At 72.9% G+C, this 25,291-nt stretch carries 22 protein-coding genes; 3 read left to right on the top strand and 19 right to left on the bottom strand.

All coding sequences use genetic code 11. The features are described 5' to 3' along the window. Positions 1-49: 49 nt before the first annotated feature. The 11 genes from A5481_RS12045 to A5481_RS11995 all read right to left on the bottom strand — a co-directional run bounded on the left by A5481_RS12045 (position 50) and on the right by A5481_RS11995 (position 11,826). A complete protein-coding gene (locus A5481_RS12045) occupies positions 50-847 on the bottom strand; it encodes an inositol monophosphatase family protein (protein ID WP_048432562.1) in 798 nt (265 codons plus the stop codon). Positions 848-896: 49 nt separating this feature from the next. Further along, complete coding sequence (locus A5481_RS12040; protein WP_048432563.1) at positions 897-1,790, bottom strand: dihydrodipicolinate synthase family protein; 894 nt, start codon at positions 1,788-1,790, stop codon at positions 897-899. Positions 1,791-1,792: 2 nt separating this feature from the next. Next, entirely contained in the window at positions 1,793-2,707 is a 915-nt protein-coding gene (gene nudC / locus A5481_RS12035) for an NAD(+) diphosphatase (RefSeq protein WP_156311736.1), read from the bottom strand. Between the two features lie 211 nt (positions 2,708-2,918). Then, positions 2,919-3,347, bottom strand: coding sequence for an acyl-CoA thioesterase (locus tag A5481_RS12030; RefSeq protein WP_064503963.1), 429 nt, complete (start codon positions 3,345-3,347; stop codon positions 2,919-2,921). 251 nt (positions 3,348-3,598) lie between these two features. Further along, the gene (locus A5481_RS12025; RefSeq protein WP_048433434.1) at positions 3,599-4,942 is read right to left on the bottom strand and encodes a sigma-54-dependent transcriptional regulator; all 1,344 of its coding nucleotides are present in this window, start codon (positions 4,940-4,942) and stop codon (positions 3,599-3,601) included. A 4-nt stretch (positions 4,943-4,946) separates the two neighbouring features. Further along, a complete protein-coding gene (locus A5481_RS12020; RefSeq protein WP_053082326.1) occupies positions 4,947-6,803 on the bottom strand; it encodes an ATP-binding protein in 1,857 nt (618 codons plus the stop codon). Between the two features lie 93 nt (positions 6,804-6,896). Next, positions 6,897-8,222, bottom strand: a complete 1,326-nt coding sequence (locus A5481_RS12015; protein WP_048433435.1) for an MFS family transporter — start codon at positions 8,220-8,222, stop codon at positions 6,897-6,899. Between the two features lie 267 nt (positions 8,223-8,489). Further along, positions 8,490-8,903 carry an HIT domain-containing protein gene (locus A5481_RS12010; protein ID WP_048433436.1) on the bottom strand — a complete coding sequence of 138 codons (414 nt, stop codon included), beginning with the start codon at positions 8,901-8,903 and terminating at the stop codon, positions 8,490-8,492. Positions 8,904-8,912: 9 nt separating this feature from the next. Then, complete coding sequence (locus tag A5481_RS12005; RefSeq protein WP_048433437.1) at positions 8,913-9,755, bottom strand: universal stress protein; 843 nt, start codon at positions 9,753-9,755, stop codon at positions 8,913-8,915. Positions 9,756-9,884: 129 nt separating this feature from the next. Next, positions 9,885-11,165: an MFS transporter gene (locus tag A5481_RS12000; RefSeq protein WP_082173062.1), complete on the bottom strand. Its 1,281-nt coding sequence runs from the start codon at positions 11,163-11,165 to the stop codon at positions 9,885-9,887. A 112-nt stretch (positions 11,166-11,277) separates the two neighbouring features. Continuing rightward, positions 11,278-11,826, bottom strand: a complete 549-nt coding sequence (locus tag A5481_RS11995; RefSeq protein WP_197514175.1) for a gamma-glutamylcyclotransferase — start codon at positions 11,824-11,826, stop codon at positions 11,278-11,280. 151 nt (positions 11,827-11,977) lie between these two features. On the opposite strand from A5481_RS11995, the gene A5481_RS11990 reads away from it, so the two are divergent. Further along, positions 11,978-13,129, top strand: coding sequence for a DUF2125 domain-containing protein (locus A5481_RS11990; protein WP_048433438.1), 1,152 nt, complete (start codon positions 11,978-11,980; stop codon positions 13,127-13,129). A 49-nt stretch (positions 13,130-13,178) separates the two neighbouring features. Further along, complete coding sequence (locus A5481_RS11985; RefSeq protein ID WP_048433439.1) at positions 13,179-15,026, top strand: aminopeptidase P family protein; 1,848 nt, start codon at positions 13,179-13,181, stop codon at positions 15,024-15,026. A 141-nt stretch (positions 15,027-15,167) separates the two neighbouring features. Here the strand turns inward: A5481_RS11985 and A5481_RS34635 are convergent, their stop codons facing one another. The 8 genes from A5481_RS34635 to A5481_RS11950 all read right to left on the bottom strand — a co-directional run bounded on the left by A5481_RS34635 (position 15,168) and on the right by A5481_RS11950 (position 23,756). Further along, complete coding sequence (locus tag A5481_RS34635; RefSeq protein ID WP_167350047.1) at positions 15,168-15,338, bottom strand: hypothetical protein; 171 nt, start codon at positions 15,336-15,338, stop codon at positions 15,168-15,170. A gap of 404 nt (positions 15,339-15,742) precedes the next feature. Continuing rightward, entirely contained in the window at positions 15,743-16,108 is a 366-nt protein-coding gene (locus tag A5481_RS11980) for a DUF3325 domain-containing protein (RefSeq protein ID WP_245238753.1), read from the bottom strand. Further along, positions 16,105-17,661 carry a PepSY-associated TM helix domain-containing protein gene (locus A5481_RS11975; protein ID WP_048433440.1) on the bottom strand — a complete coding sequence of 519 codons (1,557 nt, stop codon included), beginning with the start codon at positions 17,659-17,661 and terminating at the stop codon, positions 16,105-16,107. The genes A5481_RS11980 and A5481_RS11975 overlap by 4 nt, the downstream gene beginning before the upstream one ends. After that, positions 17,658-17,966, bottom strand: coding sequence for a hypothetical protein (locus A5481_RS11970; protein ID WP_048433441.1), 309 nt, complete (start codon positions 17,964-17,966; stop codon positions 17,658-17,660). Before A5481_RS11970 ends, A5481_RS11975 begins: the two co-directional genes overlap by 4 nt. A 9-nt stretch (positions 17,967-17,975) precedes the next feature. Beyond that, a complete protein-coding gene (locus A5481_RS11965) occupies positions 17,976-20,330 on the bottom strand; it encodes a TonB-dependent siderophore receptor (protein ID WP_048433442.1) in 2,355 nt (784 codons plus the stop codon). A 655-nt stretch (positions 20,331-20,985) separates the two neighbouring features. Further along, entirely contained in the window at positions 20,986-22,719 is a 1,734-nt protein-coding gene (gene poxB, locus A5481_RS11960; protein ID WP_048433443.1) for a ubiquinone-dependent pyruvate dehydrogenase, read from the bottom strand. Positions 22,720-23,206: 487 nt separating this feature from the next. Beyond that, the gene (locus tag A5481_RS11955; protein ID WP_048433444.1) at positions 23,207-23,485 is read right to left on the bottom strand and encodes a hypothetical protein; all 279 of its coding nucleotides are present in this window, start codon (positions 23,483-23,485) and stop codon (positions 23,207-23,209) included. A gap of 16 nt (positions 23,486-23,501) precedes the next feature. Next, positions 23,502-23,756: a hypothetical protein gene (locus A5481_RS11950; RefSeq protein WP_048433445.1), complete on the bottom strand. Its 255-nt coding sequence runs from the start codon at positions 23,754-23,756 to the stop codon at positions 23,502-23,504. A gap of 377 nt (positions 23,757-24,133) precedes the next feature. Between A5481_RS11950 and A5481_RS11945 the strand changes: the two genes are divergently transcribed. Next, the gene (locus A5481_RS11945) at positions 24,134-25,063 is read left to right on the top strand and encodes an AEC family transporter (protein ID WP_048433446.1); all 930 of its coding nucleotides are present in this window, start codon (positions 24,134-24,136) and stop codon (positions 25,061-25,063) included. The last annotated feature ends 228 nt before the right edge of the window (positions 25,064-25,291 follow it).

The following is a 25,291-nucleotide window of genomic DNA, read 5'->3' as shown; positions in this document are numbered from 1 at the left end:
CCGCCGGAAACCGTGCGGGGAGGGCGGCTCGCCGGGCCGCCCCCGCGGGTCACCCCTGCCGCGACGCCTCGGCGAGGCGGCGCAGGTCCGCCACCACCGCGGGCGTGCCGGAATAGAGCAGGCCGCCGGTGAGCATGTCGTCGGAGCCGAGATACTCGGCGACGCCGCCGGCCTCGCGCACCAGCAGCAGGCCGGCATAGCAGTCCCAGGCGTTGAGGCCGGGATCGTAGTAGCCGGCGAGCCGCCTGGCGGCGACGTAGGCGAGCATCAGGGCGCCCGAGCCGTTGCGGAACAGCACGCCGCCCTCGCGGTAGAGGCCGAGCACGAAGGCGGCGGTCTCTGCGGGCGGGGTCTTCTGGGTCGCGCCGAAGCCGATATTGGCCGAGGTCAGCACCGCCTCCGGGTCGACGCGCAGGCGCCGGCCGTTGACGGTGGCGCCCTCGCCGGCGAGCGCCGCGTAGGTCTCGCGCAGGACCGGCGCCTCGATCACCCCGGCGACCAAGCCTTCGGGGCCGCGCACGCCGATCGACACGCACCAGTTCGGCTGGCCGTTGAGGAACGGGCTGGTGCCGTCGATCGGATCGACGACCCAGACGTAGCCCGACCGGCTCGGGACCGGGTCGTGCTCCTCGCCGATCACGCCGTCCTCCGGGAAGGCTTGCGCGATGCGGGCGCGGATCAGGAGCTCGACCTCGCGGTCGGCCTGCGAGACGAGGTCCTGCGCGCCGCTCTTCTGCTCGATCACCAGCTCGTCGCGGGCATTGAAGAAGCCGAGCGCGGTCTCGCCGGCGGCGCGGGCGATGGCGAGGGCGGCGTCGTAGCGGGCGCGGGCTGCGTCGGTGGTCATCGTTCGGTCCTTCGTAGGTCGAGTGCGGCCGTCCTGCACGGCCGATGTTTCACGCGCGCGACGGTTCGCCGGTGACGGCGGCGAGCGCCGCCGCGATGGCCGCGCGCGCTTCCGGCGAGGCCGGGCTCTGCGGCGGCACCGGATCGCCGACGGCGTAGCCCTGCATCGCCAGGGCCGCCTTGACGCAGGCCGCGAGGTTGTAGCGGGCGAAGACCTCGTTGAAGGCCCAGACCCGCTTCTGCAAGGCCACCGCCTCCGGCCAGTTCCCCTCGCGGCAGAGCCGGTAGAGCGCCAGGCATTCCCGCGGGATGACGCAGGCCGGGCCGGCGAACCAGCCCTTGCCGCCGAGCATCATCACGCTCGCGGCGATGTGCGAGGAGGCGGCGAAGACGTCGAGGTCGTCGTCGACGCGATTCATGATCGAGAGCAGCCGCCCGGTATTGGTCGACGCATCCTTGATGCCGACGATGTTCGGGTGGCGGGCCAGCCGCGCGATCGAGGCGACCGACAGGTCGGCGCGCTGGAAGTTCGGGTTGGTGTAGAGGATGATCGGCAGGTCGGTGGCATCGGCCACGCTCAGGAAGTAGCGCTCGACCTCCGCTTCCGTCAGCGGGAAATAGGCGTCGAGGATCAGCACGATCCCGTCCGCCCCCGCGGCCCGGCAGGCCTTCGCCTGCGCGACCGCGCCGCGGATCGCCGTCGAGGCGACGCCCGGCAGCACCGGCACCCGGCCGCCCGCCGCCGCGACCACCGCCGCCACGGTCTCGCGCTTCTGCGCCTCGTCGAGATAGGCGAACTCGCCGGTCGAGCCCAGCGGCGTCAGGCCATGGATTCCGGCGGCGATCAGGTCGTCGCAGAGCGCCGCCATCGCCCCGGCCTCGACCCGCCCCTCGGGATCGAGCGGCGTGACGAGGTAGGGGATGATGCCGTGAAACCGCGCCATCGTCAGCGCTCCGCGAAGGTGCGCACCAGGGCGTGGGCGATCGCCATCGGCGGCGGCGTCATCAGCCCGTCCGGATGCGTGCGCTCCAGCATCCGGCGCACCTCGTCGCGGGTGAACCAGCGCGCATCCTCGAGCTCGGTCCGGTCGAGCACCAGGGCGTCCCCTTCGGCCTCGCCCTCGCAGCCGATCATCAGCGAGGACGGGAACGGCCAGGGCTGGGAGACGAGGTAGCGCACCGTGCCGACCCGCACGCCGGCCTCCTCGAAGGTCTCGCGCCGCACCGCGTCCTCGATGGTCTCGCCCGGTTCGAGGAAGCCGGCGAGGCAGGAATAGACCCCCGGCAGGAAGCGGGCCTGGCGGCCGAGGAGGCACCTGTCGCCCCGCGTCACCAGCATGATCACCACCGGGTCGGTGCGCGGGAAATGCTCGGTGCCGCAGGCGGCGCAGTCGCGCCGGTAGCCGCCGCAGGAGAGCGTGGTGGCGGTGCCGCAATTCGCGCAGAAGCCGTGCCGGGCGTGCCAGCCGAGCAGCGACTTGGCGGTGGCGAGCACGCCCATCTCGGGCGCCGGCACCGCGCCCTCGACGGCGACCGCCCGCGCGTCGAGCACCCGGAAGGCCGGATCGTCGCCGTAGAGCGCCGCCGCATCCGCCGGCAGCGCGCCCGCGAAGGCCGGCCGCCCGCCGACCCGGCCGAGGAACACTTCGAGCGCCGGCGCGCCGGCCCGCGCGGCGTCCCCGGGCGCCAGCAGGCAGGTGGCGCCGCCCTCCCTCACCCGCAGCACCGGCACGTCGCCGCAGAACAGCAGCAGGCTCGCATCGGGCGTGCCGGCGAGCGTCGGGGTCGGCCCGCTGCGCTCGGCGGAGTGGCGCTCGAGCAGGCTGTGGGCGTAGCCGAGGCGATCCAGAGAGACGGGCAAGGAGGCGGACAAGGCGGCGGACACGGCGGATCCTCATGCATCATCGTGCGGAGCCCGGCGCGGCCCCTCGCGTCGGAGCCAGCATGGGCAGGCAAAATGATGCAAAAGCAAGGCGGTGGGCGGGGGGCGGGCCATGCTCCGGGTGCAGCCGGGGGCGCGGGCCCGGGTCTGCCGGATGCCGAGCTGCGCCCCGTCGTTCCGCCGTCAGCCCTCAGGCCCGCAGCATGGCCTCACTCCGCGCCTCCGCCGCCGGCACCGGGCGCGGCCGCCGGTTCTCGTCGATCGCCACGAAGGTGAAGAGTGCCTGCGTGACCTTGATGGTCTCCTCGCTCTCCCGGGCGCGGCGCCAGGCCTCGATCTGGATGCGGATCGAGGAGCGGCCGACCGAGACGATGTCGGCGTAGAGGCTGACCTCGTCGCCGACGACCACCGGCTGCAGGAAGGTCATGCCCTCGACCGCGATGGTGGCGCAGCGGCCCCGCGCACGACGCGCCGCGACGTTGCCGGCGGCGAGGTCCATCTGCGCCATCAGCCAGCCGCCGAAGATGTCGCCGGCCGGGTTGGTGTCGGCCGGCATGGCGATGGTGCGGATCACCGGGGGGCCCCAGGCGGCGGGCGGGGCGGAGGAGGTGTCGGACATCGGCAGGGCCAGGAGCGAGGGTGATCGAGGGAAACGCCGGCGTTGCCGGCCGGCGTCGGTGGGAAGTCCGGTTCGATACCGCCGCGCCTTCGAACGGACCCGTTCGAAGGCGCCGGCTAAGCCCGCGAGATCTCTCTCCTCGCGGCGGCGCCGATGAGCCGGACGCCCTGGCATCGACGTGGCGATGCTAGGGCGCGAGGGTATGGCGCGACGTCCGGCGCGCAAGGGCCGTGCCGGACCGACGGGCGCGGCTACCCGACGAAGTCGCCGCGGTTGAGCCCGTAGCGCTGCATCTTCTCGTTCAGCGTCCGGCGCGGCAGATCGAGGACGCGCATCGCCTCCGCGATGTTGCCCTGGGCGTCCTGCAGGGCCTGTTCGATCAGGCCGCGCTCGTAGGCCTCGACGCGGGCGGCCAGCGGCGGCGGCCCGCTCTCGGCGGGCTCGGGTGCCGCGCCGAGCCGGTCGAGGCCGAAGGCGTAGCGCTCGGCCGCGTTGCGCAACTCGCGCACGTTGCCCGGCCAGGGATTCTCGACGAGGTCGCGGAGGTGGCGGGCGCCCAGGGGCCGCATCGCGCGGCCATGCGCCTCGGCGGCTTTCGCGGCGAAGTGCTCGAACAGGAGCGGGATGTCCTCGCGCCGCTCGCGCAAGGGGGGGATGCGCAGCTCCGCCACGCCGAGGCGATAGTAGAGATCGGGCCGGAACGACCCGGCGCGCGCCTCGGCCCGCAGGTCGACCTTGCTGGCGCAGAGGGTGCGCAGGTCGGCCGCCACCGGCTCGTTGGCGCCGAGCCGCTCGACCCGGTTCTCCTGCAGGACGCGCAGGAGCTTGACCTGGCCGAGAAGCGGCATCGCCTCGATCTCGTCGAGGAAGAGCGTGCCGCGATGGGCGTATTCGAGCTTGCCGATCCGGCGCTTGACCGCCCCCGTGAAGGCGCCGGCCTCGTAGCCGAACAACTCGCTCTCGACCATCGTGTCGGGGATGGCGCCGCAATTGACCGCGACGAAGCGGCCGTCGCGCCGCGACGAGAAGGCGTGCAGGCACTGCGCCACCAGCTCCTTGCCGGAGCCGGTCTCGCCGTTGATGACGACGTTGACCGGGGTCGCGGCGAGGTCGAGCACCTCGCGCCGCAGGGTCTCCATCGCCCGCGAGGTGCCGATCAGCCGGCTCTCGATGCCCCGCGCATCCGCGGTCGCCCGGAGCCGGCGCAGACCCAGGGTGAGGTGGCGCTTCTCGCAGGCGCGGCCGATCGCGTCGGCGAGGCGCTCGGGGGCGAAGGGCTTCTCGATGAAGTCGTAGGCGCCGCGCCGCATCGCCTCGACCGCCAGCGGCACGTCGCCGTGGCCGGTGACGAGGAGGACCGGCAGGTCCGGGTCGAGGCCGAGCGCCCGCTCCAGCACCGCGAGCCCGTCCATCCGGGGCATCCGCATGTCGGTGACGAGGATGCCGGGAAAACGCTCGTCGACGGCGGCGAGCGCCGCGTCCGGGTCCTCGTGGGTCGAGACGGCGTAGCCGGCGAGCGTCAGCCACTGGTGCAACGCCTCGCGCACCGTCTCCTCGTCGTCGACGAACAGGACGCGGTCCACCCGTGCGTTCATGCTCTCAGGCCTCCGCCACCGGCAGGACGAGGGTCAGGACGGCGCCCCGCTCGCCGTTCTCGGCGCCGAGGTTGCCGCCGAGGTCGCGCACGATCAGCGAGGACAGCGACAATCCGAGCCCCAGCCCCTCGCCGGCGGCCTTCGTGGTGAAGAAGGGATCGAAGATCTGCGCCATGTGCTCCGGGGGGATGCCGCTCCCGCTATCCGCGACGGCGAGGCGCCAGCAGGGACCCGGGTCGCCGGAGGATGCCGGCTCGCGCGAGGCGGTCAAGGCCAGCCGGCGCTCGGGCGCGTCGCGCATCGCGTCGAGGGCGTTGACCATCAGGTTCAGGAGCACCTGTTCGAGGCGCACCGGCTCGGCCCGCACCAGGGCGTCGGGGGGAATCGCGCAGGTCACCGCGACCTCCTCCGCACGCAGCCGGGTCCGCAGCAGGTCGAGGGCGGCTTCCGCCGCGGCGGCGAGGCGCACCGGCTCGCAATGCCGGGGGCCGGTCTTGCGGGCGAAGTCCTTGAGGTGGCGGATGATTTCGGCGATGCGCTGCGTCACCTCGGTCATGCGCTGGAGGTTGCGGCGCACGGTCGCCGCGTCGCCGCGCTCCAGGAAGACCGCGGTGCTGGCGAGGTAGGTGCGGAGGGCGGCGAGGGGCTGGTTGATCTCGTGGTTGATCGCCGTCGAGATCTGGCCGAGCGCCGCCAGCCGTCCGGCATGGATCAGCTCGTCCTGGGTCGCCCGGAGCGCCGCGGTCGTGCGCTCGCGCTCGTCCATCTCGGCGCGCAGGCGGGCATTGGCGTCGCGGAGATCGTGCGTCCGCTCCTCCACCCGCCGTTCGAGGGCGAGGCGCATCGCCTGCTCGCCGCGCAGGCGCCGTCGGCGCTGGCCCGCCGCGGCGAGCGCGAAGACGACGGCGAGGCCGGCGATGCCGGTGGCCGCCGCCACCAGGAGGGCCTGGCGGAGAGCCGGTCCGGTCGGCGCGACGTACCAGAGCGTCCAGCCGAGATCCGGCATCGCGACGCGCTCGACGATGCCGCTCACCGTCCGGCCGTCGGCGGGCAGGTCGATCGTCCCGCCCGGATCGGCCGGGCCGTTCGCCAGCAGGGGTGCCAGCTCGCTGTCGCCGTATTGCTGCGCCGTGCGGATGCGCCGCGTCTCGGCCTCCGGCAGGGGACGGAACGGGCGGTACTTCCAGGCGGGCTCGCTCGCCAGGAAGACGACGCCCGCCGCATCGGAGACCAGGATCCGCTCGCCGGCCCGCCGCCACTCGCCCTGCAGGTTCTCGAGATCGACCTTGACCACCACGATTCCGGCGACGTGGCCGTCCGGCGCGGGCACCGCCCGGCCGATGAACAGACCCGGCTGCTGCGTGGTGGTGCCGACCCCGAAATAGCGCGAGGCACCGGTCGCCACGGCGTCGCGAAAATAGGGCCGGTAGGCGTAGGAGGAGCCGACGAAGCTGAGCGGCTCGTTCCAGTTGCTGGCGCTGCGGGTCAGGCCGTGGGCGTCCATCAGGTAGATCGCCGCGACGCCGGAGGCCCGCGCGATCGCCTCGAGCTTGGCGTTGACGGCGGCGATCGCGGCCGGCGCGCCGGGATCGGCGAGCAGGTCCCGCACCTCGGTGTCGAGGGCGAGCACGCTCGGGAGATAGCGGTAGCGGTCGACCGCCGCCCGCAGGACCGCCTCGGCGATGACGAGGCGCTGGCGCGAGGCCCGCCGCACCTGCTCGCGGCCGGCCTCCAGGGTGGCGAGGAACGCCGCGAGAGTGAGCGCCAGGATCGCCCCGGCGAGCGCCCAGGGCCGGATTCCGGACCGGACGAGGCGCGCGCGACGCGGTGGGCGCGATCCGGAGGGCGGGGCTTGGCTCATGCCGGAGGCCTCGGCTGCGAAGGGCGCGGGATCCCGGATCCCTGTTCCCTGGATCTCTGCCGGGCCCCGTTCCGGGGCCCGGCCGTGTCCGGATCAGTCGCCCATCCGGCCGTTGCCGTCGAGGTAGCCGTACTTGCGGGTATCGGGCATCCACAGCGAGGCGGCGAAGGCGACCGCCGCCATGGCGGCGACGTACCAGAAGAACAGGCTCTCGTTGCCGTAGGTCTTGAACGACAGCGCGACGTATTCCGCCGTGCCGCCGAACAGCGCGTTGGCGATGGCGTAGGGCAGGCCGACGCCGAGCGCCCGCACCTCGGCCGGGAACAGTTCGGCCTTCACCACGCCGCTGATCGAGGTGTAGAAGGTCGCGATCACGAGGCCGGTCAGGATCAGCCCGAAGGCGGCCCACGGATTCGTCGCCAGAGACAGGCTCGACAGCAGCGGCACCGCGCCGAGCATCGCCAGCCCGCTGAACAGGATCATGTTGTTGCGCCGCCCGATCCGGTCGGACAGGGCGCCGAAGACCGGCTGCAGCAGCATGAACACCACCAGCGCCAGAGTCATCACGGTCGAGACCGTCTTGAGGTCGAGCTTCACCGTGTTGACCAGGAATTTCTGCATGTAGGTCGTCATGGTGTAGAAGTAGAGCGAGCCGCCCATGGTGAAGGCGAGGGTGATCAGCAGCGCCCGCTTGTGCTGCATCAGGGCGCGCAGCGAGCCGGCCTCCTTGCTCGTCATCGCCGCGTGCGAGGCGGATTCCTTGAGCGAGCCGCGCAGCATCATCGCGACGACGGCCGCGGCAGCGCCGATCAGGAACGGGATGCGCCAGCCCCAGCCCCGCATCTCCTCGGCCGTGAGCACGTGCTGGAGCGCGAACACCACCAGCACCGCCAGCAGCTGGCCGCCGATCAGGGTGACGTACTGGAACGACGACAGGAAGCCGCGCCGGCCCCTGCCGGCGATCTCGCTCATGTAGGTCGCCGCCGTGCCGTACTCGCCGCCGACCGAGAGCCCCTGCGCGAGGCGGGCGACGAGGAGCAGGACCGGGGCGAGCACGCCGATCGTCTCGTAGGTCGGCAGCAGGCCGATCATCAGCGAGCCGGCGCACATCAGCAGCACCGAGAACACCATCGAGGACTTGCGGCCGCGCCGGTCGGCGATGCGCCCGAAGATCCAGCCGCCGAGCGGCCGCATGAAGAAGCCGACCGCGAAGATGCCGGCGGTGGCGAGCAGCTGGCCGGTCGGGCTGCTCGACGGGAAGAACGCCGAGGCGAAGTAGATCGACGTGAAGGCGTAGGCGTAGAAGTCGTACCACTCGACGAGGTTGCCGGACGAGGCGGCGACGATGGCCTTGATCTTCTGCCGGTCGGTCGCCTCGACGGGCGCCGCCTCGACGGCCACGGGTGCGGCCATGCTCATGGACGTTCTCCCTGATCTGGTTCGCCCGCAACGACGCGGGCCGGATCGTCCCGTCCGAGGCTCCGGGGCCTGTCGGCCTCTTCGCGGAGAGCGTCGGCGGGACGCGGGAGAGCGATGGCAAGCGCGGGGCCAACCCCGGAGAAATAAAATACCCTTCTCGATCAGACAGTTATCACCAGGAGGGACCCGGTTTTGCGCGACATTCCGCCGGCCGGGGATGTGGGCCGGCGGAATTCCGCCGACGGCGTGCCGGCGATGCCCCGCCGCTCACGCCGCCGCGAACAGCGCCCTTGCCCGTTCCACCAGCTGCGCCGCCGCGTGCGCCGGATAGGGCTCGCGGGTGCCGTAGCCCCAGACCGGGCCGGGCCAGGCCGGGTCGGAGCGGAACCGCCCGACCACGTGGACGTGGAGCTGCGCCACCACGTTGCCGAGCGCCCCGACATTCACCTTGTCGGGCTTGGCGAGCGCCTGCATCACTCCCACCGCGAGCCGGGTCTCCTCCATCAGGCGGGCCGAATCCTCGGGGGACAGGTCGGTGAGCTCGGAGAGGCCGGGCAGCCGCGGCACCAGGACGAGCCAGGGGAAGCGCTTGTCGTCGAGCAGCAGCACGCTCGACAGGGCGAGGTCGCCGAGCGCGATGGTGTCGGCGGACAGCCGGGGATCGAGGGTGAAATCGGTCATCGCGGTCCGTCAATGCGCCATCAGCACCGGCATGGCGGCGTGGGCGAGGATGTGGCTGGTGGCGCCGCCGAAGATCATCTGGCGCAGGCGGCTCTGGGTGTAGGCGCCCTTGACGAGGAGGTCGCAGCCGATCGCCTCGGCCTCGGTGAGGAAGACCTCGCCGGCGGTCCGGCGGCCGGCCGCCAGGGTGCGCCCCTGCGCCGACAGGCCCTCGCGGTTGAGGACGGCCGCCAGTTCCTCGGCGCTCGGGCCCGGCACCATGCCGGCATCGACGCCCAGGACCTCGATCCGGGAGGCGGCGCGCAGGAACGGCGCCGCGAAGGCGACGGCGCGGGCGGTCTCGGTCGAGCCGTTCCAGGCGATCACCACGGTCTCGCCGATGCTCGCGGGCGGGTTCGGCGGGGCGATGACGAGGGGGCGCCCGCTCTCGAACAGCACCGCCTCGAGGGTCGTCATGCGCGGCGCGCCCTCGCCGCTGCCGGGCCGGCCGACGACGGTGGCGCAGAACAGCCGCGCGTGCTGGGCGAGGAAACCGTCGCCGGGGGGCGCATCCGGCAGCCAGCGCCAGCGCGCGCCGTTCTTGCCGATGTCGGCGCTCTCGCGGGCGACGCCGTGGCGCTCCATCGCGGCGGTGAACAGCCCGCCGCAATCGCGGGCCTCGACGAGGTCGGTCTCCTCGTCGCGCACCCAGGTCATGCCCCCGACCATGTCGACCGGGACGTACTCGGCGAGCGCCGGCCGCAGGCCGAACCCCTCGATGCTGGCGCCGAAGCGGCGGGCGGCGAGCACGGCGGTGTCGAGCACCGAATCGAGCAGGGTGTGGCGGGCGACCGGAACGAGAAGCGTCTTCATGGGGGCGCACTCACCTCAGGAGCCTCAGGGACGTCGAGCCGCGATAGCATCACGCCGGCCTCCGCCCTGTCCAGGGGTCAGCCGACGCCGTCCCCGGCGAGGGCGAGGGGCCGCCTCCCCGGCGAGGCCTCACGGCCCCGCCGGCGCCCCCGCCTCCTCGCGGCGCGGCTCGGCCTCCTCGGGCGGCTTCGACTGGCTGCAGGCCGCCCCGGCCCCGTCCTGGCCGCCGGGGGCGCAGGTCTCCTCGAGCCACAGCGCCATCATCAGGGCGAGGCCGGCCGGCACGGCGAGCGCCAGGAAGGCCCAGGTCCAGCCGAGATGGAGCGCGAGGAGCCCGCCGACCCACCCCGACAGGGCACCGCCGACGCCCTGCACCGCCGCGACCGTGCCGAGCGCCGTCTGGGTGCGGCCCGAGCCCCAGGTCAGGTCCGCCACCACCACCGGCACCGCGACGCCGATGACGCCGGAGGCGACGCCGTCCAGCACCTCGGCGAGGATCAGCCAGTACGGATCGGACAGGAAGGCGGAGAGGAGCGCGCGGGCCGGCAGCACCGCGCAGGCGACGAGGAGGAGCTGGCGCCGCCCGCGCCGGTCGGCGAGCGAGCCGGCGAACAACGCCACCGGGATCATCACGGCCTGCGCGACGATGACGTAGCGGGCGGTCCAGCCGGTGCCGTCCTGGCCCGAGGCGACGAGCTTCTGGCCGAGCAGGCTCAGCATCGAGCCGTTGGCGAGGTTGAACAGGGCCAGCGCCGCCGAGAGGATCAGCAGGCGCCGGTCGGCGAGGACCTTCAGGATGCCGGAGCGCTCCGGCTTGTCGTCCGGGTCGTCCTCCCTCCAGCCGACGGCGCGGCGGCCGTTATAGGCTTGTCTCGGCGTCGTCAGCGCCGCCGCGATGGCGCAGGCGGAGAGGCCGCCCAGCACCCAGAAGGCGATGCTCGGGCCCATCACCGGCGTGCCGAAGCTGATCGCGAGCGCCGCGCCCAGGATGCCGACGTGGTTCCAGGCCTGGTTGCGGCCCTGCTGCTTGGGAAAGGCCTGCTTGCCGACCATGCCGAGGGTCAGCGCCGTCACCGCCGGTACCACCAGGGTGCCGCCGGCGGCGGCGATGAACTGCGCGACGAGCACGGGCACGAACGAGCGCGCCGGCAGTAGCAGCAGGGTGCCGACCAGGATCGCCGCGCAGGCCGCCGCGATCAGCATCCGGGGCCGGCCGAGCCGGTCGACGAGGGCGCCGAGCGGCCCGCTCAGGCCCAGGGTGGCGAAGCCCACGATGGTGGTGACGAGGCCGACCTCGCTCGGGCCCCATTGCGCGGCCTGCGCCAGCCAGGTGCCGAGGAACGGGCCGAGCCCGCCCTGGATGTCGCCGACGAAGGCGTTGATCAGGGCGAGGTGGGTGGTGGGGTTCATCAACGCGGAGGCGCTCCCGGCAATGCCTGTTCGGGCTCTTGGCGGCCCAAACGAACCAACGCGCCTGAACCGGAAATGATCGGCCCGGCCTCGGCGCATCCTTGCTCGACCGTTACGGGCTCGGCACCGCGCAGGCGGCGGCGAGGCGGGCGAGCATCGGGTCGGGGATGCCCATGGCGACGAGCTGGTCGTGGGTGTGGCGGACGTAGTCCGGGTTGGCGCCCGAGCGCCCGAGGCCCTGGCGCACCAGACGCACCAGCTCGGCCTCCGGCAGGCGGCCGGCATATTGCGGATGGCGCCGGTCGACGAGGTAGGTCACCGCCTCGATCCGGCGCCCGTCGTCCAGGGTGACGCCGAGCACCCGCTCGACGTAGACCGCCGTGACCTGCTCGCGCTCGCGCAGGTAGGCGAGCGTTTCGGCCGCGTCGGCGCGGGCGACCCGGAACGCCGTGCCGCGGCACGAGCCGCCGCGGTCGAGGCCGAGCACCAGGCCCGGCCGCTCCGGCGTGCCGCGATGGACGTGCGAGAGCACGCAGAGCGAGCGGTGGTAGCCGCGCAGGCGGCCCGGGCCGCTCTCGACGAAGGGGAAGCCCGGCCGCCACATCAGCGAGCCGTAGCCGAACACCCAGAGATCCGACGGTGTCCCCGCCTCCATCGTCATCCGCCCCCCGCTCGTTCTTGCGTCTCGCCGTGCGTCTTGCCGGCACGACCTCGTGAGATAGCCTCACTTGCCGGGCGCGGCCGGTAGCAGCTACGGGGACGCGGTTCAATCCGGGCGGCCCGCGGGCCGCCGCAGCGCCGGGATCATGCCGATGGACAGGCCGACCACCGTTGGGCCGACGAACGAGACGCCGCGCACGGGCGAGGGCCCGCGCCGCGGGCCCGGCCTGCGCCTCGGACTGTTCGCGCCGTTCGTGCTGCTCGTCGTGCTGGCGCTGGTCTGGACCGGGGGCTGGTTCTGGCTGCGGGGCAAGGCCGAGAGCGAGATCGACGGCTGGTTCGCCCGCGAGGCGCAGGCCGGGCGGCAATGGACCTGCGCCGACCGCTCGCTCACCGGCTACCCCTTCCGCTTCGAGCTGCGCTGCTCGTCGCTGGGGTTTGCCCGCTCGGACGTGCGCTTCACCGTCGGGCCGGTGGTGGCGGTGGCGCAGGTCTACCAGCCGCGCCACGTGATCCTGGAGGCGACCGGGCCGTTCAAGGTGCAGCAGGGCGGCCTCGACGCCGACGTGACCTGGAGCGACCTCGAGGCGAGCCTGCACGTCACCGGCGACGGCTTCCAGCGCGCTTCCCTGGTGGTCGACGGGCTGAAAGGCGCCGTCACCGGCGCCGATCCCTCGCCGATCGATTTCTCGGCCAGGCATCTCGAGCTGCATGCCCGGCCGACCCCGGGGCGCTTCGCCACCGACGGCGCGGTCGATCTCAGCCTGCGGGTGATGCAGGCCGGCCTGCCGCTGCTCGATCCCGTGCTCGGCGGCACCGAGCCCGCCGACATCGCCCTCGACGCCACCGTGACGCGGGCGGCGGGCTTCCGCACCCGCACCCTGGCGCAGGAGCTCGAGCGCTGGCGCGAGGCCGGCGGCGCGGTCGAGATCGCGAGCCTCGCCGCCGAGAAGGGCAGCCGGCGCCTGCGGGCGCAGGGCGTGCTCTCCCTCGACGACGAGCACCGGCCGACGGGCCAGCTCGACGTGCGCACGGCGGGCCTCGAACAGGTGATCGCCCCGCTCATCAGCGAGCAGATCGGGGCGCGCCTCGGCGGCGACGGCGCGGCGCTGATCGGCAACATCGTCGGCCAGTTCCTCGGCGGGCGCCGCCGGGAGCCGGCCCCGGGCCAGCCCGCCCCGGGCGGCCAGGACCGCCCCGGCGAGCCGCCCCTGAAGGTGCTGCCCACGGTCCGTCTCACCGGCGGGCGGGTAGTGGTCGGGCCGTTCGCGGTGCCGAACGTCCGGCTGCAGCCGCTCTATTGAGCGCTGCGGGCGGTTGCCGCCCCGCCCGGGGCGTCGTACCCCAGGGGGCATGAGCCAGACCGCCCGCTTCCAGAGCTTCGAGGATCCCAGCCACCGGGAGGGCGCGGCGCGGATCGCCGCGCTCCGGGCCGCAATGGCGCAACGGGGCCTCGCCGGCTTCGTCGTGCCCCGCGCCGACGAGCACCAGTCCGAATACGTGCCGCCCAACGCCGAGCGGCTGGCCTGGCTGACCGGCTTCACCGGCTCGGCCGGCACCGCCGTGGTGCTCGCCGACAAGGCCGCCCTGGTGGTGGACGGGCGCTACACCCTCCAGGCCGGGGAGCAGGTCGACACGGCGGTCGTCACCCCGGTGCCGCTGGCCGAGACCTCCGTCGAGGCCTGGATCGAGGCCAACCTGCCGGCGGGCGGGGTGCTCGCCTACGATCCCTGGCTGCACACGGCGGACGGCCTTGCCCGGCTGGAGCGGGCCGCCGCGGCCGCGGGCGGGCGCGTCGAGCCGACCTCCCTCAACCTCGTCGACCTCGTCTGGATCGACCGCCCGGCCGCCCCGCGGGCGCCCGTCGTGCCGCATCCGGAGCACCTCTCCGGCGAGGCCGCGGCCGCGAAGCTCGACCGGGTGCGCGCGGCCCTGGCCAGGGCGCGGCTCGACGCGCTGGTCGTGTCGGACCCGCACAACCTCGCCTGGGCCTTCAACATCCGCGGCGGCGACGTCGCGCACACACCCCTGCCGCTCGGCTACGCGGTGATCCCGCGCGAGGGCCGGCCGCGCCTGTTCCTCGACCCCGGCAAGGTCGGGACCGAGGCCGCGGCGGCGCTCGATGGCCTCGCCGACCGCGACGAGCCCGGCGCGCTGCCGGACGCCCTCGACGCGCTCGGCGCCGCCAAGGCCCGGGTGCGGATCGATGCCGCCACCGGCGCGGTCGCGCTCGGCCGGCGGGTCGAGGCGGCGGGCGGGTCGCTCGATGTCGGGCCCGATCCGATCACCGCCATGAAGGCGGTGAAGAACGCGGCCGAGATCGCCGGCTCCCGCGCCGCGCACGTCCGCGACGGCGCGGCGGTGACCCGCTTCCTCGCCTGGCTCGCCCGCGAGGCCCCCGGCGGCGCGATCTCCGAGATCGACGCGGTGGTGCGGCTCGAGGCGTTCCGGGCCGAATCGAACGCCCTGCGCGAGGTCGCCTTCCCGACCATCTCGGGGTCCGGGCCGAACGGCGCCATCGTGCATTACCGCGTGACCCGCGGCACCGACCGGCGGGTGCAGCCCGGCGAGCTGTTCCTGATCGATTCCGGCGCGCAATACGGCGACGGCACCACCGACATCACCCGCACCGTCGCGGTCGGCACCCCGAGCGCGGAGATGCGCGACCGCTTCACCCGCGTGCTCAAGGGCCACATCGCCATCGCGACCGCGTCGTTTCCCCGCGGCACCACGGGCGCGCAGATCGACGCCTTCGCCCGCCGCCCGCTCTGGGAGGCCGGCCTCGACTTCGACCACGGCACCGGCCACGGCGTCGGCGCCTTCCTGTCGGTGCACGAAGGACCGCAGCGCATCGCCAAGACCGGCACGGCGGCGCTCCAGCCCGGCATGATCGTCTCGAACGAGCCCGGCTACTACAAGCCCCGCGCCTTCGGCATCCGGATCGAGAACCTCGTCCTGGTCGAGGAGCGCGAGATTCCGGGGGGCGAGCGCCCGATGCTCGGCTTCGAGACCCTGACCCTCGCGCCGATCGACCTCGCGCTGGTGGCCCCGGACCTGCTCACCCGGGAGGAGACGGCGTGGCTCGACGCCTATCACGCCCGGGTGCGCGAGACCGTGTCCGACCTCGTGGATGCGGAGACCCGGGCCTGGCTGGCGGAGGCGACGCAGCCGGTCTCGTCGGGCGTCCGCCACCCGGCCTAGAGCGTTTCGGCGCACTCGGCCTGACGATTCATCGTTGGCCGCCCCTTTCCCGGACGACTGAAGCGACAGCGGAAGGAGATCCGGGAACCAGCACGAAAAGTCGCGAAGCGTCCGCGTGTTGCAGAGCGACCGCGCACTTCTCTAGTAGGCGTCGCAGGGATCCGCGTCCCGGAGGTTGGCGCCGAGCGTGAGGGCGCGGGTGTCGATGCTGAGGCCGGGCCGCGCCTCGCTGGTCGGCGGGTGGGTCAGCATCGTGCCCCAGAACAGGCCGGTGGCCAGGGCGAGGGCGCAGAGGGTGGTCAGAACACGCATGGAGGCCTCCTGACGGCCCGCATCACCGGGCCGGGCGGGTTCTTTCGGCGTTCTCGATCGGGCATGCGCCGTCGTCCGCGGTCCTGTCGGCCCGCGCAGGCAGCATCGCTCCGGATATCGGTTCAGTCGCGGACGCTTCGCGCGCAGGGTCCGGCGTGTCGGAGACCGGTGATCATCTATCCGGCGAAGCGGCACGCCGGCTTTTCACCGCCGTTCTGCTTTTCTTGTCACGGACAGGATTAGAGAGGACGGGGCGCTGCGTCATCCCTCATTCGAAGGAGACGAGGATCGCGACGCGCGATCGTGCCTCCCGGATTCCGCTGCACGCCCGCTGCGGTGACGGTCAGGGATGTCGGCCACGCCGGGCAGGCTGCGGGCGGGTCCGTCGACGGCGTCGCCGGCTCTCAACCCGGCACCCCGAGCGCCGCCACGACGGTCAGCAGAGCCGCGAGCGGCGCCAGCCAGAGCAGCGCCCGCGGCCGGTACGACTGGACCACGATCAGCAGGAGGCCGGCCCCGGTGAGCGCGCCCAGCCAGTCGACCGGGCCGAATGCCCAGCCGTCGCGGTGGATCGCCACGGCCAGCGACAGGGCGACCAGCGCCCAGCCGGCGCCGCGCAGCCCGAGCCTGCGGCGGTGATCCGGCGGGTGGGACCACACGGCCTGATGGTGCCGCGCCAGGCTCAGGCACAGGGCGGCGAGCCCGAGGAAGCCGAGCCCGGCGCAGACGAGGAGCGTCAGACCGGGCGAGGTCGTGCCCGGCATGGTCATGCCGGCCCCATCCGCGGCACGCCCGCGGGCGCTCCGGCCGCGCGGGCCCGGCGGGGGCCCGCGAAGCGGGCGACCTTGCGCGAGACGAGCGCGAACCCGGCGGCGAGCGCCAGGAGCGCGAGATCGAAGCCGAGGAACCAGGCCGGATCGTCCCAGAGACCGCGCGCGGTCGCGACGTCCGCGAGCACCGCCGCGACGAACAGGAGAGCGACGGCGGCGAGCGCCCCGCGCCAGGCCCGGCGCGGCGCCGGCCACGCCCCTGCGACCGCGATCGCGATCCAGGCGCCGAAGAAGGCCCGCACCTCCCATTCGGGTCTCCCGGCGAGGTCGAGGGGCAGGAGCCGGTTGGCGAGGAGATACGCGGCGATGGCCCCCGGCAGGCCTGCGACGGTGCCGAGGTTGAGGCCGTGGACGAGGCGCCAGCCGAATCCCGGCGCCGCGCCGTGCTTCGGCTGGCGGGCCACCTGCCACAGCACCAGCCCGCTTCCCACCATGGTGCAGCCCATCAGCCCGCACAGGAAGAACAGCCCCCGCAGGGCGGTCCCGGCGAAATGCGCCTCGTGCAGGCCGACCAGGGTGGTGAAGGTCCTGGCCGCCGGCGCCAAGCCGCCGGACAGGACCTCGACGACCGCCCCGCTGGTGCCCGCGAAGGCGACCTGCGGATGCTCGTGCGACAGGCCGTGCGGTTCCTCGAACACCGCCACCACGGTGGACTGCGCGTCGCGCGGGTTGACGATGGTGAGCCGTTCGAGCGGCCCGGGGAGGGTCGCGAGCGCCCGGGCCACCATCGGCCCGACCGGCGCGAGGGTGCCGGGCGCGCCGGCCGCCGGACGGGCCTGCGTGATCTGCCCGGTCTCGGCGAAGTAGGCCTGGCTGTCGCCCTTGTAGGCGGCGGTGACGCCCCAGGGCATGTACATCAGCGCGAGGGTCACCACGCCCGAATAGGTGATCATCAGGTGGAAGGGCAGCGCCAGCACGCCGCTGACGTTGTGGGCATCGAGCCAGCCGCGCTGCGCCGCCTTGTCCCGGCGCAGGGTGAAGAAGTCGGTGAAGATCCGCCGGTGAGTGACGATCCCGCTGACGAGCGCCACCAGCATCACCATCGCGCAGAGGCCGACGATCCAGCGCCCCCAGAGCGGGGCCAGGTTCAGCTCGAAGTGGAAGCGGTAGAGGAAGTCGCCGCCGCGCGTCGCCCGCATCGCCGCGGGGGCGCCGGTCCGCGGATCGAGGAGGACGTGGCCGGGCGGGGTGCCGGGCCGGTTGCGCCAGAACAGCTCGATCAGCGGCCGCTCCGGCGTCGGCAGGGTGACGAACCAGGTTCGTGCCCCGCCCGCCTGCTCCTGCAGGTACGCCACCGCGCGATCGGCGGAGGCCGCGAGGGCCTCGGGGGCGATCGTCGCCTCGCGCCTCAGCTCCGGCTGCATCCAGCGCGAGATCTCGGCCCGGTAGTAGGTCGCGGTGCCGGTGACGAAGACCGCGAACAGCACCCATCCGACCACGAGGCCGGACCAGGTGTGGAGCCAGGCCATCGACTGGCGGAAACCCTGCTTCATGACCCGAATCCGATAGGGAAGGTTCCGGTGACGAGCCGGAGGGCGAGGCCGAGCGCCAGGACGAGCCCGCCGACGACCGCGGCGGCGCGCGTCGGCGAGCGCGCCGCGAAGGCGACGACCACGATGCCCACCATGATCGGGAAGCTCAGGAGCGTCGCCGCCGTCACGGCCTCGGCCCGCGGCATCGGCAGGGTCAGCGACAGCAGGGCGGTGGCGAGCGCCGCCACCGCGTAGCCGCCGAAAGCCGCGAGGACGACGCGGCCCGCCACCGCGGCGCGGGCTTGGAGCGTGGGCGACCGGCTCATACCGCCCCCTTACCAGCGGTAGCGCAGGGTCGCATAGACCGTGCGCGGCAGGCCGTAGAAGCAGGTGGCGTAGGAGAAGCAGCCGGTGACGGTGCGCTCGTCGAGGAGGTTCTGGGCGTTGACCTGGAGGTTGAAGCCCTTGAGCGTCGGGGTCAGGTGCTTGAGGTCGTAGGACGCCACCGCGTCGACCAGCACGGTCTCGGGCACCCGGAAGGTGTTGGCCGGATCGCCCCAGGAGCCGCCGAGGTAGCGGACGCCGCCGCCGAGGCTCAGGCCCATGAGCGGGCCTGACTGGACCGTGTAGTCGAGAAACAGCGAGGCGGTCCGGTCCGGCACCTGGACCGGGCTCAGGCCCACGATCGGCACGTTCCGGCCGGTGACCTGGTTGAAGGTGGTGTTGGTGTCGCGGGTGTTGCGCACGTCGAGGAAGGACACGCCGCCGATCAGGTTCAGTCCCTCGGCGAGATTGGCCCGGGCCTCGAACTCGACCCCCTGCACGCCGATCTCGCCGGTCTGGAGGCTGAAGGTCGGGCCGTTGACGGGGTCCGGCGTCAGGGTGTTCGAGCGCTTGATGTCGAAGGCCGCGGCGGTGAGCAGGATGTCGGTGCCCGGCGGCTGGTACTTGATGCCGGCCTCGTATTGCCGGCTCGAGATCGGCTCGGGCAGGCGCCCGGTCGTGCCGAAGGCCGGATCGTAGATGCGCCCGCTGGCGATCGGCTCGAACGCCTCGCTGTAGGAGACGTAGGGCGCCACGCCGCCGTCGAAGCGGTAGAGCAGGCTCGCCCGGTAGGTGAGGGCGTCGGAGGGCACGTCCTGGAAGGCGACGGCGCCGGTGGCGAGGGTCCGGGTCGGGCCGCCCTGCCGCGCGGTGTCGTAGCGCCCGCCCAGCGTCAGGACCAGGCGGTCGAACTTGATCTGGTCCTGCAGATAGACGCCGGTCTGCTGCGCGGTGATGCGGGCGTTGCTGGTGAAGCCCGGCACCGCGATAGCCATGTCGTAGTTCGGCGCCAGCGCATTGAGGTCGGGCGCGGCGGGGAAGGGCGTCGAGAGCGTGCGGGTCTTGATCGTCTGGTGGTCGACGCCGAACAACGCCGTGTGGGCGAAGGGCCCGGTGTCGAACTTCGCCTCGAAGTAGTTGTCCATCGTGTAGGCGTCGATCGCCACGTCGGTGGCGATGCGCGAGCGGTTGATCAGCGGTCCCGCGGTCAGCGCCGAGAGGGTCGAGATCGGCGTGGTCGAACTGAAGGCGCCGTAGACGCTGCGATACTGCCCCTCCGTTCGCAGGAAGCGGCCCGAGGAGTGGAAGCGGAAGGCGTCGTCGAAGCGGTGGTCGAGGATGTAGGTCACCGCGGCCTGCGTCCGGTCCGACTGCTCGAAGTTGCGGTCGCCGTCGTAGAAGTCGACCGGCAGGCGGCCGACGACGCCGTTGCCGAAATTGCGCGGAAAGAGCGTGCCGAAGGACGGGAAGCCGCCGTAGAAGCCGGAGAACGGGTCGCGCTGGTAGAGGCCGAGCACGGTGAGCGAGGTGTCGGCCGAGGGGCGCCAGGTCAGGCTCGGCTGGATGAAGGCGCGCTCGACCCGGGTCGTCACCGCCGGCCCGTCGCCGTTCCAGCCGAGGCCCGTCACCCGGTAGGCGAACTCTTCCGAGCCCGGGATCGTCGTCCCGGAGGTGATCGGCCCGCCGACATCGAAGCCGCCGCGGACCTCGCTGAAGCCGCCGCCCTGGACGAAGACCTCGCCGTGGCGGACGAATTGCGGCATCTTCGACGTGAGATTCACGATGCCGCCGGGGCCGGACTGGCCGTAGAGCACCGAGGCCGGGCCCTTGACGATGTCGATGCGCTCGATCCGGTAGGGATCGACCGACGGGAAGGCGTCGCGGCTGGTCGGCAGGCGCATCCCGTCGAGGAAGAGCGGCGCGGTGAAGCCGCGGATCGCGAACTGCTCCAGCCGCGTGCCGCCGGCGCCGCCGCGCTGCTCGGTCGTCACGCTCGGGCTGTAGCGCAGGGCCTGGTTGATGGTGAGCGCGTTCTGGTCCTCAATCTGCTGGCGGCCGATGACGGTGATCGACTGCGCGGTCTCGAGGATCGGGGTGTCGGTCTTCGTCGCCACCACGCTGCGCGAGGCGACGTAGCCCGGCACCGGCCCGCGCGCCCCGCCCGGTTGCGTCCCCGCGGCGGTGGCGGCGACGGGGCGGGCGGCGCCCTCGACGCTGATCGTGTCGAGCGCGATCTCGACCGCGTCCTGGGCCTGCGCGCCGGCCATCATGCCGCCCGACAGCACCACGCCCGACAGCAACGACGAGGTCAGCCGGCGCCCCACGGGCGAGAGACGAGAGGCGCGACGGGACGACGGGACGGGCATGACGATATCCGGGGCGAGCAAAGAGCACCGGCATCGACCAGAACAGCGCAGGGCAGGACACGGTCGATGGCGGCCGGAAACCGAATGGCAAAATTGAGAAAATACGACAAGAACTATGTTTTAAATCTATTACAATGAGAGTTTTGGCCGCGTTATCTCGCCGATACAGAGATAAAACTGGGAGAAGGAGATTGCAATATCGACGAGACGAGTCGACGTTGCCGGCGACCCGGATCGAGAAACAAACCGCAGCGGGCCGGCACAGATCGTCCACCGCCGCAGGGTCATGCCAGCACGCCTCGGACGGCATAGGCCGAAAGACCTATCGGGGGCCTCGCCCCCGGGCGAACACGGCCCCGCTGCCGCCCGGGAAGGCAAGTTGCAGCGCAGCATGACGGCGCGACCGGCGACCTCGTGCGGACGAGGCAGAGGTCGATCCGCGCTCCGGATGCCGGGACATCGTTCGCATGTCTCGGCGCGGGCGAGCCCGCTGCGGCCCCGGCTGCCGAACGGCCACGGTCGCGGGGACGGAAGACTGCCGCGATCCGGGGCGAGCGACGGCTGGCGGCGCTCACCCCGGATGTGGACAAGCGACGCCGCCGGAGCGGCGTCCCGGTCCGCTCACCGGAGCAGGTTGCTCACCGGAGCAGGTTGCTCACCGAAGCAGGTTGCTCTTGGCCAGATCCAGGATCTCGTCGCCGCGGCCGTTCATCACCGCCCGCATCACGTAGAGGCTGAAGCCCTTGACCTGCTCGGCCTGGATCCGCGGCGGCATGGCGAGTTCCTGGCGGTTCGTCACCACGTCGAGGAGGGCTGGGCCGTCATGGGCCAGCATCTCGGCGAGCGCCCCTCCGAGCTCGCCCGGATCCTCGACCCGGCGGCCGTAGAGGCCGGCGGCGCGGGCGATGGCCGAGAAGTCGGGGTTCTGGAGCGCGACGCCGGTATCGAGGTAGCCGGCGGCCTTCATCTCCATCTCGACGAAGCCGAGGGTGCCGTTGTTGAACACCACCACCTTCACCGGCAGCTTCTCCTGCACCAGGGTGAGGAGGTCGCCCATCAGCATGGTGAAGCCGCCGTCGCCGGCGAGCGCGATCACCTGCCGGTCGGCCTGCGCGGCCTGGAGCCCGATCGCGTGCGCCATGGCGTTGGCCATCGAGCCGTGCGACCAGGAGCCGATCAGCCGGCGGCCCGGCGTCATCGTCAGGTAGCGCGCCGCCCAGATCGTCGGCGTGCCGACATCGGCCGTGAACACCGCGTCCGGGCCCGCCGCCTCGCTGACCGTGCGGGCGAGGTATTGCGGGTGGATCGGCCGGCGCCCGGGCGTGCCGGTGGCCAGCTCGTCGAGCCCCTCGCGGGCCTTGGCGTAGTGCTTGCGGCAGGCGTCGAGATGGGCCGAATCCCGGCCCGTCCTCAGGCGCGGCAGCAGGCCGGCGATCGTCACGGCGACGTCGCCGACGAGGCCGAGATCGAGCCGGCAGCGCCGGCCGAGATTCTCCGGCCGGATGTCGACCTGGGCGATCTTCGCCTTCTCCGGGTAGAACTGGCGGTAGGGGAAGTCGGTGCCGAGCAGCAGCAGGGCGTCGCAGGCCTCCATCGCGGCGTAGCCGGAGGAGAAGCCGATCAGTCCGGTCATGCCGACGTCGTAGGGGTTGTCGCCCTCGACATGCTCCTTGCCGCCGAGCGCGTGCACCACCGGCGCCTGCAGGGCCTCCGCCAGCTGGAGCACCTGGTCGCGCGCCCCGGCGCAGCCGCGGCCGCAGAACAGCGTCACCTTGCCGGCCCCGTCGAGGAGGTCGGCCAGGGCGTCGAGGTCGGAGGCCGGCGGCAGGACGATCGGAGGCTTCGGCGCCAGCGTCGCGGGGGCGGCGAGCGCCCGGGCGGGCGCCTCCTTGAGCGCGACGTCGCCGGGGATCACCACCACCGACACCCCGCCCTTGGCGATCGCGGTGCGGATCGCGATCTCGAGGACGTAGGGCAGCTGGGCCGGGTCGGAGACCATCTCGCAATAGTGGCTGCACTCCCGGAACAGCGCCTCCGGGTGGGTGGCCTGGAAGTAGTTGGTGCCGATCTCGGCCGAGGGGATGTGGGCGGCGATCGCCAGCACCGGGGTGCGCGTGCGGTGGGCGTCGTAGAGGCCGTTGATGAGGTGGAGGTGGCCCGGGCCGCAGGAGCCGGCGCAGACCGCGAGCCCGCCGGTCCCCTGCGATTCGCCCGAGGCCGCGAAGGCCGCCACCTCCTCGTGGCGCACATGGACCCAGCGGATCCGGCCCCGGGCCCGGATCGCCTCGGTCAGCCCGTTCAGGCTGTCGCCGACGACGCCGTAGACGCGGTCGACGCCGGCATGGTCCAGGGTCTCGACGATGAGGTCGGCAACGTTTCGGCTCGCCATTGGCCAGTCTCCTGAGAGCGATGCCGCAGCGGCCGGGCCGATGCGGGCACGACGACGACGTTCTCTCTGGGGCGCCCCATCCCGGGGTCGCATCTAGGGCGGCGTCGGCGGAAGGGGACGGGGCGGGAGCGCGGGCAGGATCGGCGGGGAAGGGAAGCCGGCCGGGGCGCCGCGGCGCGCGGAAGAAGACCGGTCCGGACAAGAAAAAAGGCCACCCTTGCGAGCGGCCCGAAGTCTAGGGAGGAAACGCCCAAAGAGGGCTGGCAAGTCCGCGACGCCATCGCGTCCTTACGTGAACCCTGTATCCCACGGTATTTCGCACTGCACAATCCGGACTTTCGTGCGGGGTGTCATGCGCCCGGCGCATGATCCGCCTCGGACGGTGTCCGGTTGATCGCTTCGCGATGCGGCAACCGGCTTCGTTCAGGCGCGCGGCGCCTGCGGCGTCACCGCGCGGGCGGATGGTGCCGATCCGCGCCGGCGCGCCTCACTCGGCCGCGGCGATCTCGAACTCCATCCCGCGCCCGGGCCCCTGGTCGACGTAGTCGACGAGGGTGTAGCCGCGCTCGGTGAGCGCCGCGTCGAGGTCGTCGCGGTGCCGGCGGAACAGCTGGCCGATCGCCAGCGGCGTCAGGCGCGGGCTCGCCCGCCGCAAGTCGTCGACCCCGATCTGGACCGGTGCGCCCTCCCGGTCCGCGATCCGGATCAGGATCGCGGCGAGTTCCGCCGCCTTGGTCTCCGCCGCCGATTTCGCCTTGAAGGCCATGGGTGATCTCCCGTCCTCAACCGCCGCTGATCTGCTCGGCGAAATCCTCCGGGATCTCCCCGAAGGTGCCGAGGATCGTCACGCTCTCGAGCTCGCCCGTCTCGTCGTCCGCCACGATCCGCAACGCCGCCGCTCCCGGCATCCGCCCCGAGATCGCCTCGGCGCGCTTGATCGCCCCGCTCTCCGTCGGCGCGACGTCCCGCGCGCCCGGCCGCAACCGCTTCCGATGCACCTCGAAGGTCTGCACCATGAAGGTCGTCCGCATCGCCATTCCGCTCTCCCGCTGGCACCCGAAGTGACACCCCGAGCGTCACCCTAAGTGGCACTCCAAGCGCGGCGGTAAATCGCCGCCCGGCCTGTTCTTTTTTCGTTCTAGAGCATTTTCCGACGAAGTGGAAACCGGTTCGTCGCAGAAAACGTGGCAAAACAAAGACCTAGAGTACTTCACGATTGCAGCGCGATCGTGAAGTACTCTAGAGCATCGCCGCGCGCGGCTCCACCGCGCCGTGGTCGCGGCCGCGCCCGTCCCGCGCCGGCCCGATGCCGCCCCGCCGGGGATGCCGGGGCTCCCGCCCTTGCGCCACCGCCCGGGCTGCACCAAAGCGGCTCTCGCCGGCGCTCCGCCCGGTCCCGGCGCTCCTAACTCCGATGCAGGCCGTCCTCAACGCCGCCCTCCCGATCTTCGCCCTGATCCTGGCGGGCTTCCTGTCCGGCCGCACCGCCCTGTTCGGGCCGGCGGCGGCCGACAGCCTGAACCGGTTCGCGATCTACCTCGCGCTGCCGGCGCTGATGTTCGGCGCCATGGCGAAGATCACCCCGGACCAGGTCGCCCAGGTCGGGTTCGCGGCGGCCTTCGCGGGCGGCATCGCGGCGGCCTTCGCGGTGGCCTACGGGCTCGGGCGCGGCCGGTCCCTGCGGGGCGCGCAGGCCTGCATCGAGGGACTGGATGCGGGCTACAGCAACGTCGGCTTCATGGGCATCCCGCTCTGCCTGCTGGTGTTCGGCCCGGCGAGCCTGCCGGCGGCGGTGATCGCGACCCTGTTCACCGCCTGCGTGCTGTTCCTGTTCGCGATCGTGCTGATCGAGCTCGACCTGCAGAAGGGGGCGGGCGCGGGCACCGCCCGCAAGGTGGTGCGGGCGCTGGTGCGCAACCCGCTCCTCATCGCGCCGCTCGCCGGCCTCTCGGTCGGCCTCACCGGCGCGACGGTGCCGGGGCCGGTCGAGCGCTTCGCCGCGCTCCTCGGGGGCGCCGCCTCGCCCTGCGCCCTCGTGTGCATCGGGCTGTTCCTGGCCCAGGAGCGGGTGCGCTTCTCCGAGATCCGCCCGATGGCCGTCCTCGTCGTCCTCAAGCTGGTGCTGCAGCCGGCGGTGACGGCCCTCCTCGTCTACAAGGTCTTCGCGGTGCCGGACCTGTGGGCGCGGGCGGCTGTGCTGCTGAGCGCCCTGCCGATCGGCTCGGGGCCGTTCACCCTCGCCAAGCTCTACGGGCTCGAGGCCGGCGTGACCTCGGGGGCGATCCTGCTGTCGCACCTCGCCTCCGTGGTCACGGTCTCGCTGCTGGTGGCGTGGCTGGCCTGAGGGCGGGCCCGCGCGCACGCGACCTCGTGACCGCACGAGGCGGGGGAATGCCTGCCTTCGCGACCGGCCGGCGCTGCCGGAGGAGGCGGTGGCGGCCCGAGGATCGGTCGCCGGTCGAAGCGCTGGAGCAGCGCCCGATCACGCTGCAACACGGTACACGACACGATCTCCGTCGCCCTGCGGTCGGCCTCGCGGCCCATCGTTGGCCGACCCCCTTTCCCGGACGAC

Source organism: Methylobacterium platani (assembly GCF_001653715.1).
GTDB lineage: Bacteria > Pseudomonadota > Alphaproteobacteria > Rhizobiales > Beijerinckiaceae > Methylobacterium > Methylobacterium platani.
Note: the sequence above shows the minus strand (reverse complement) of the source record. Positions and strands in the feature narration are given on the sequence as shown.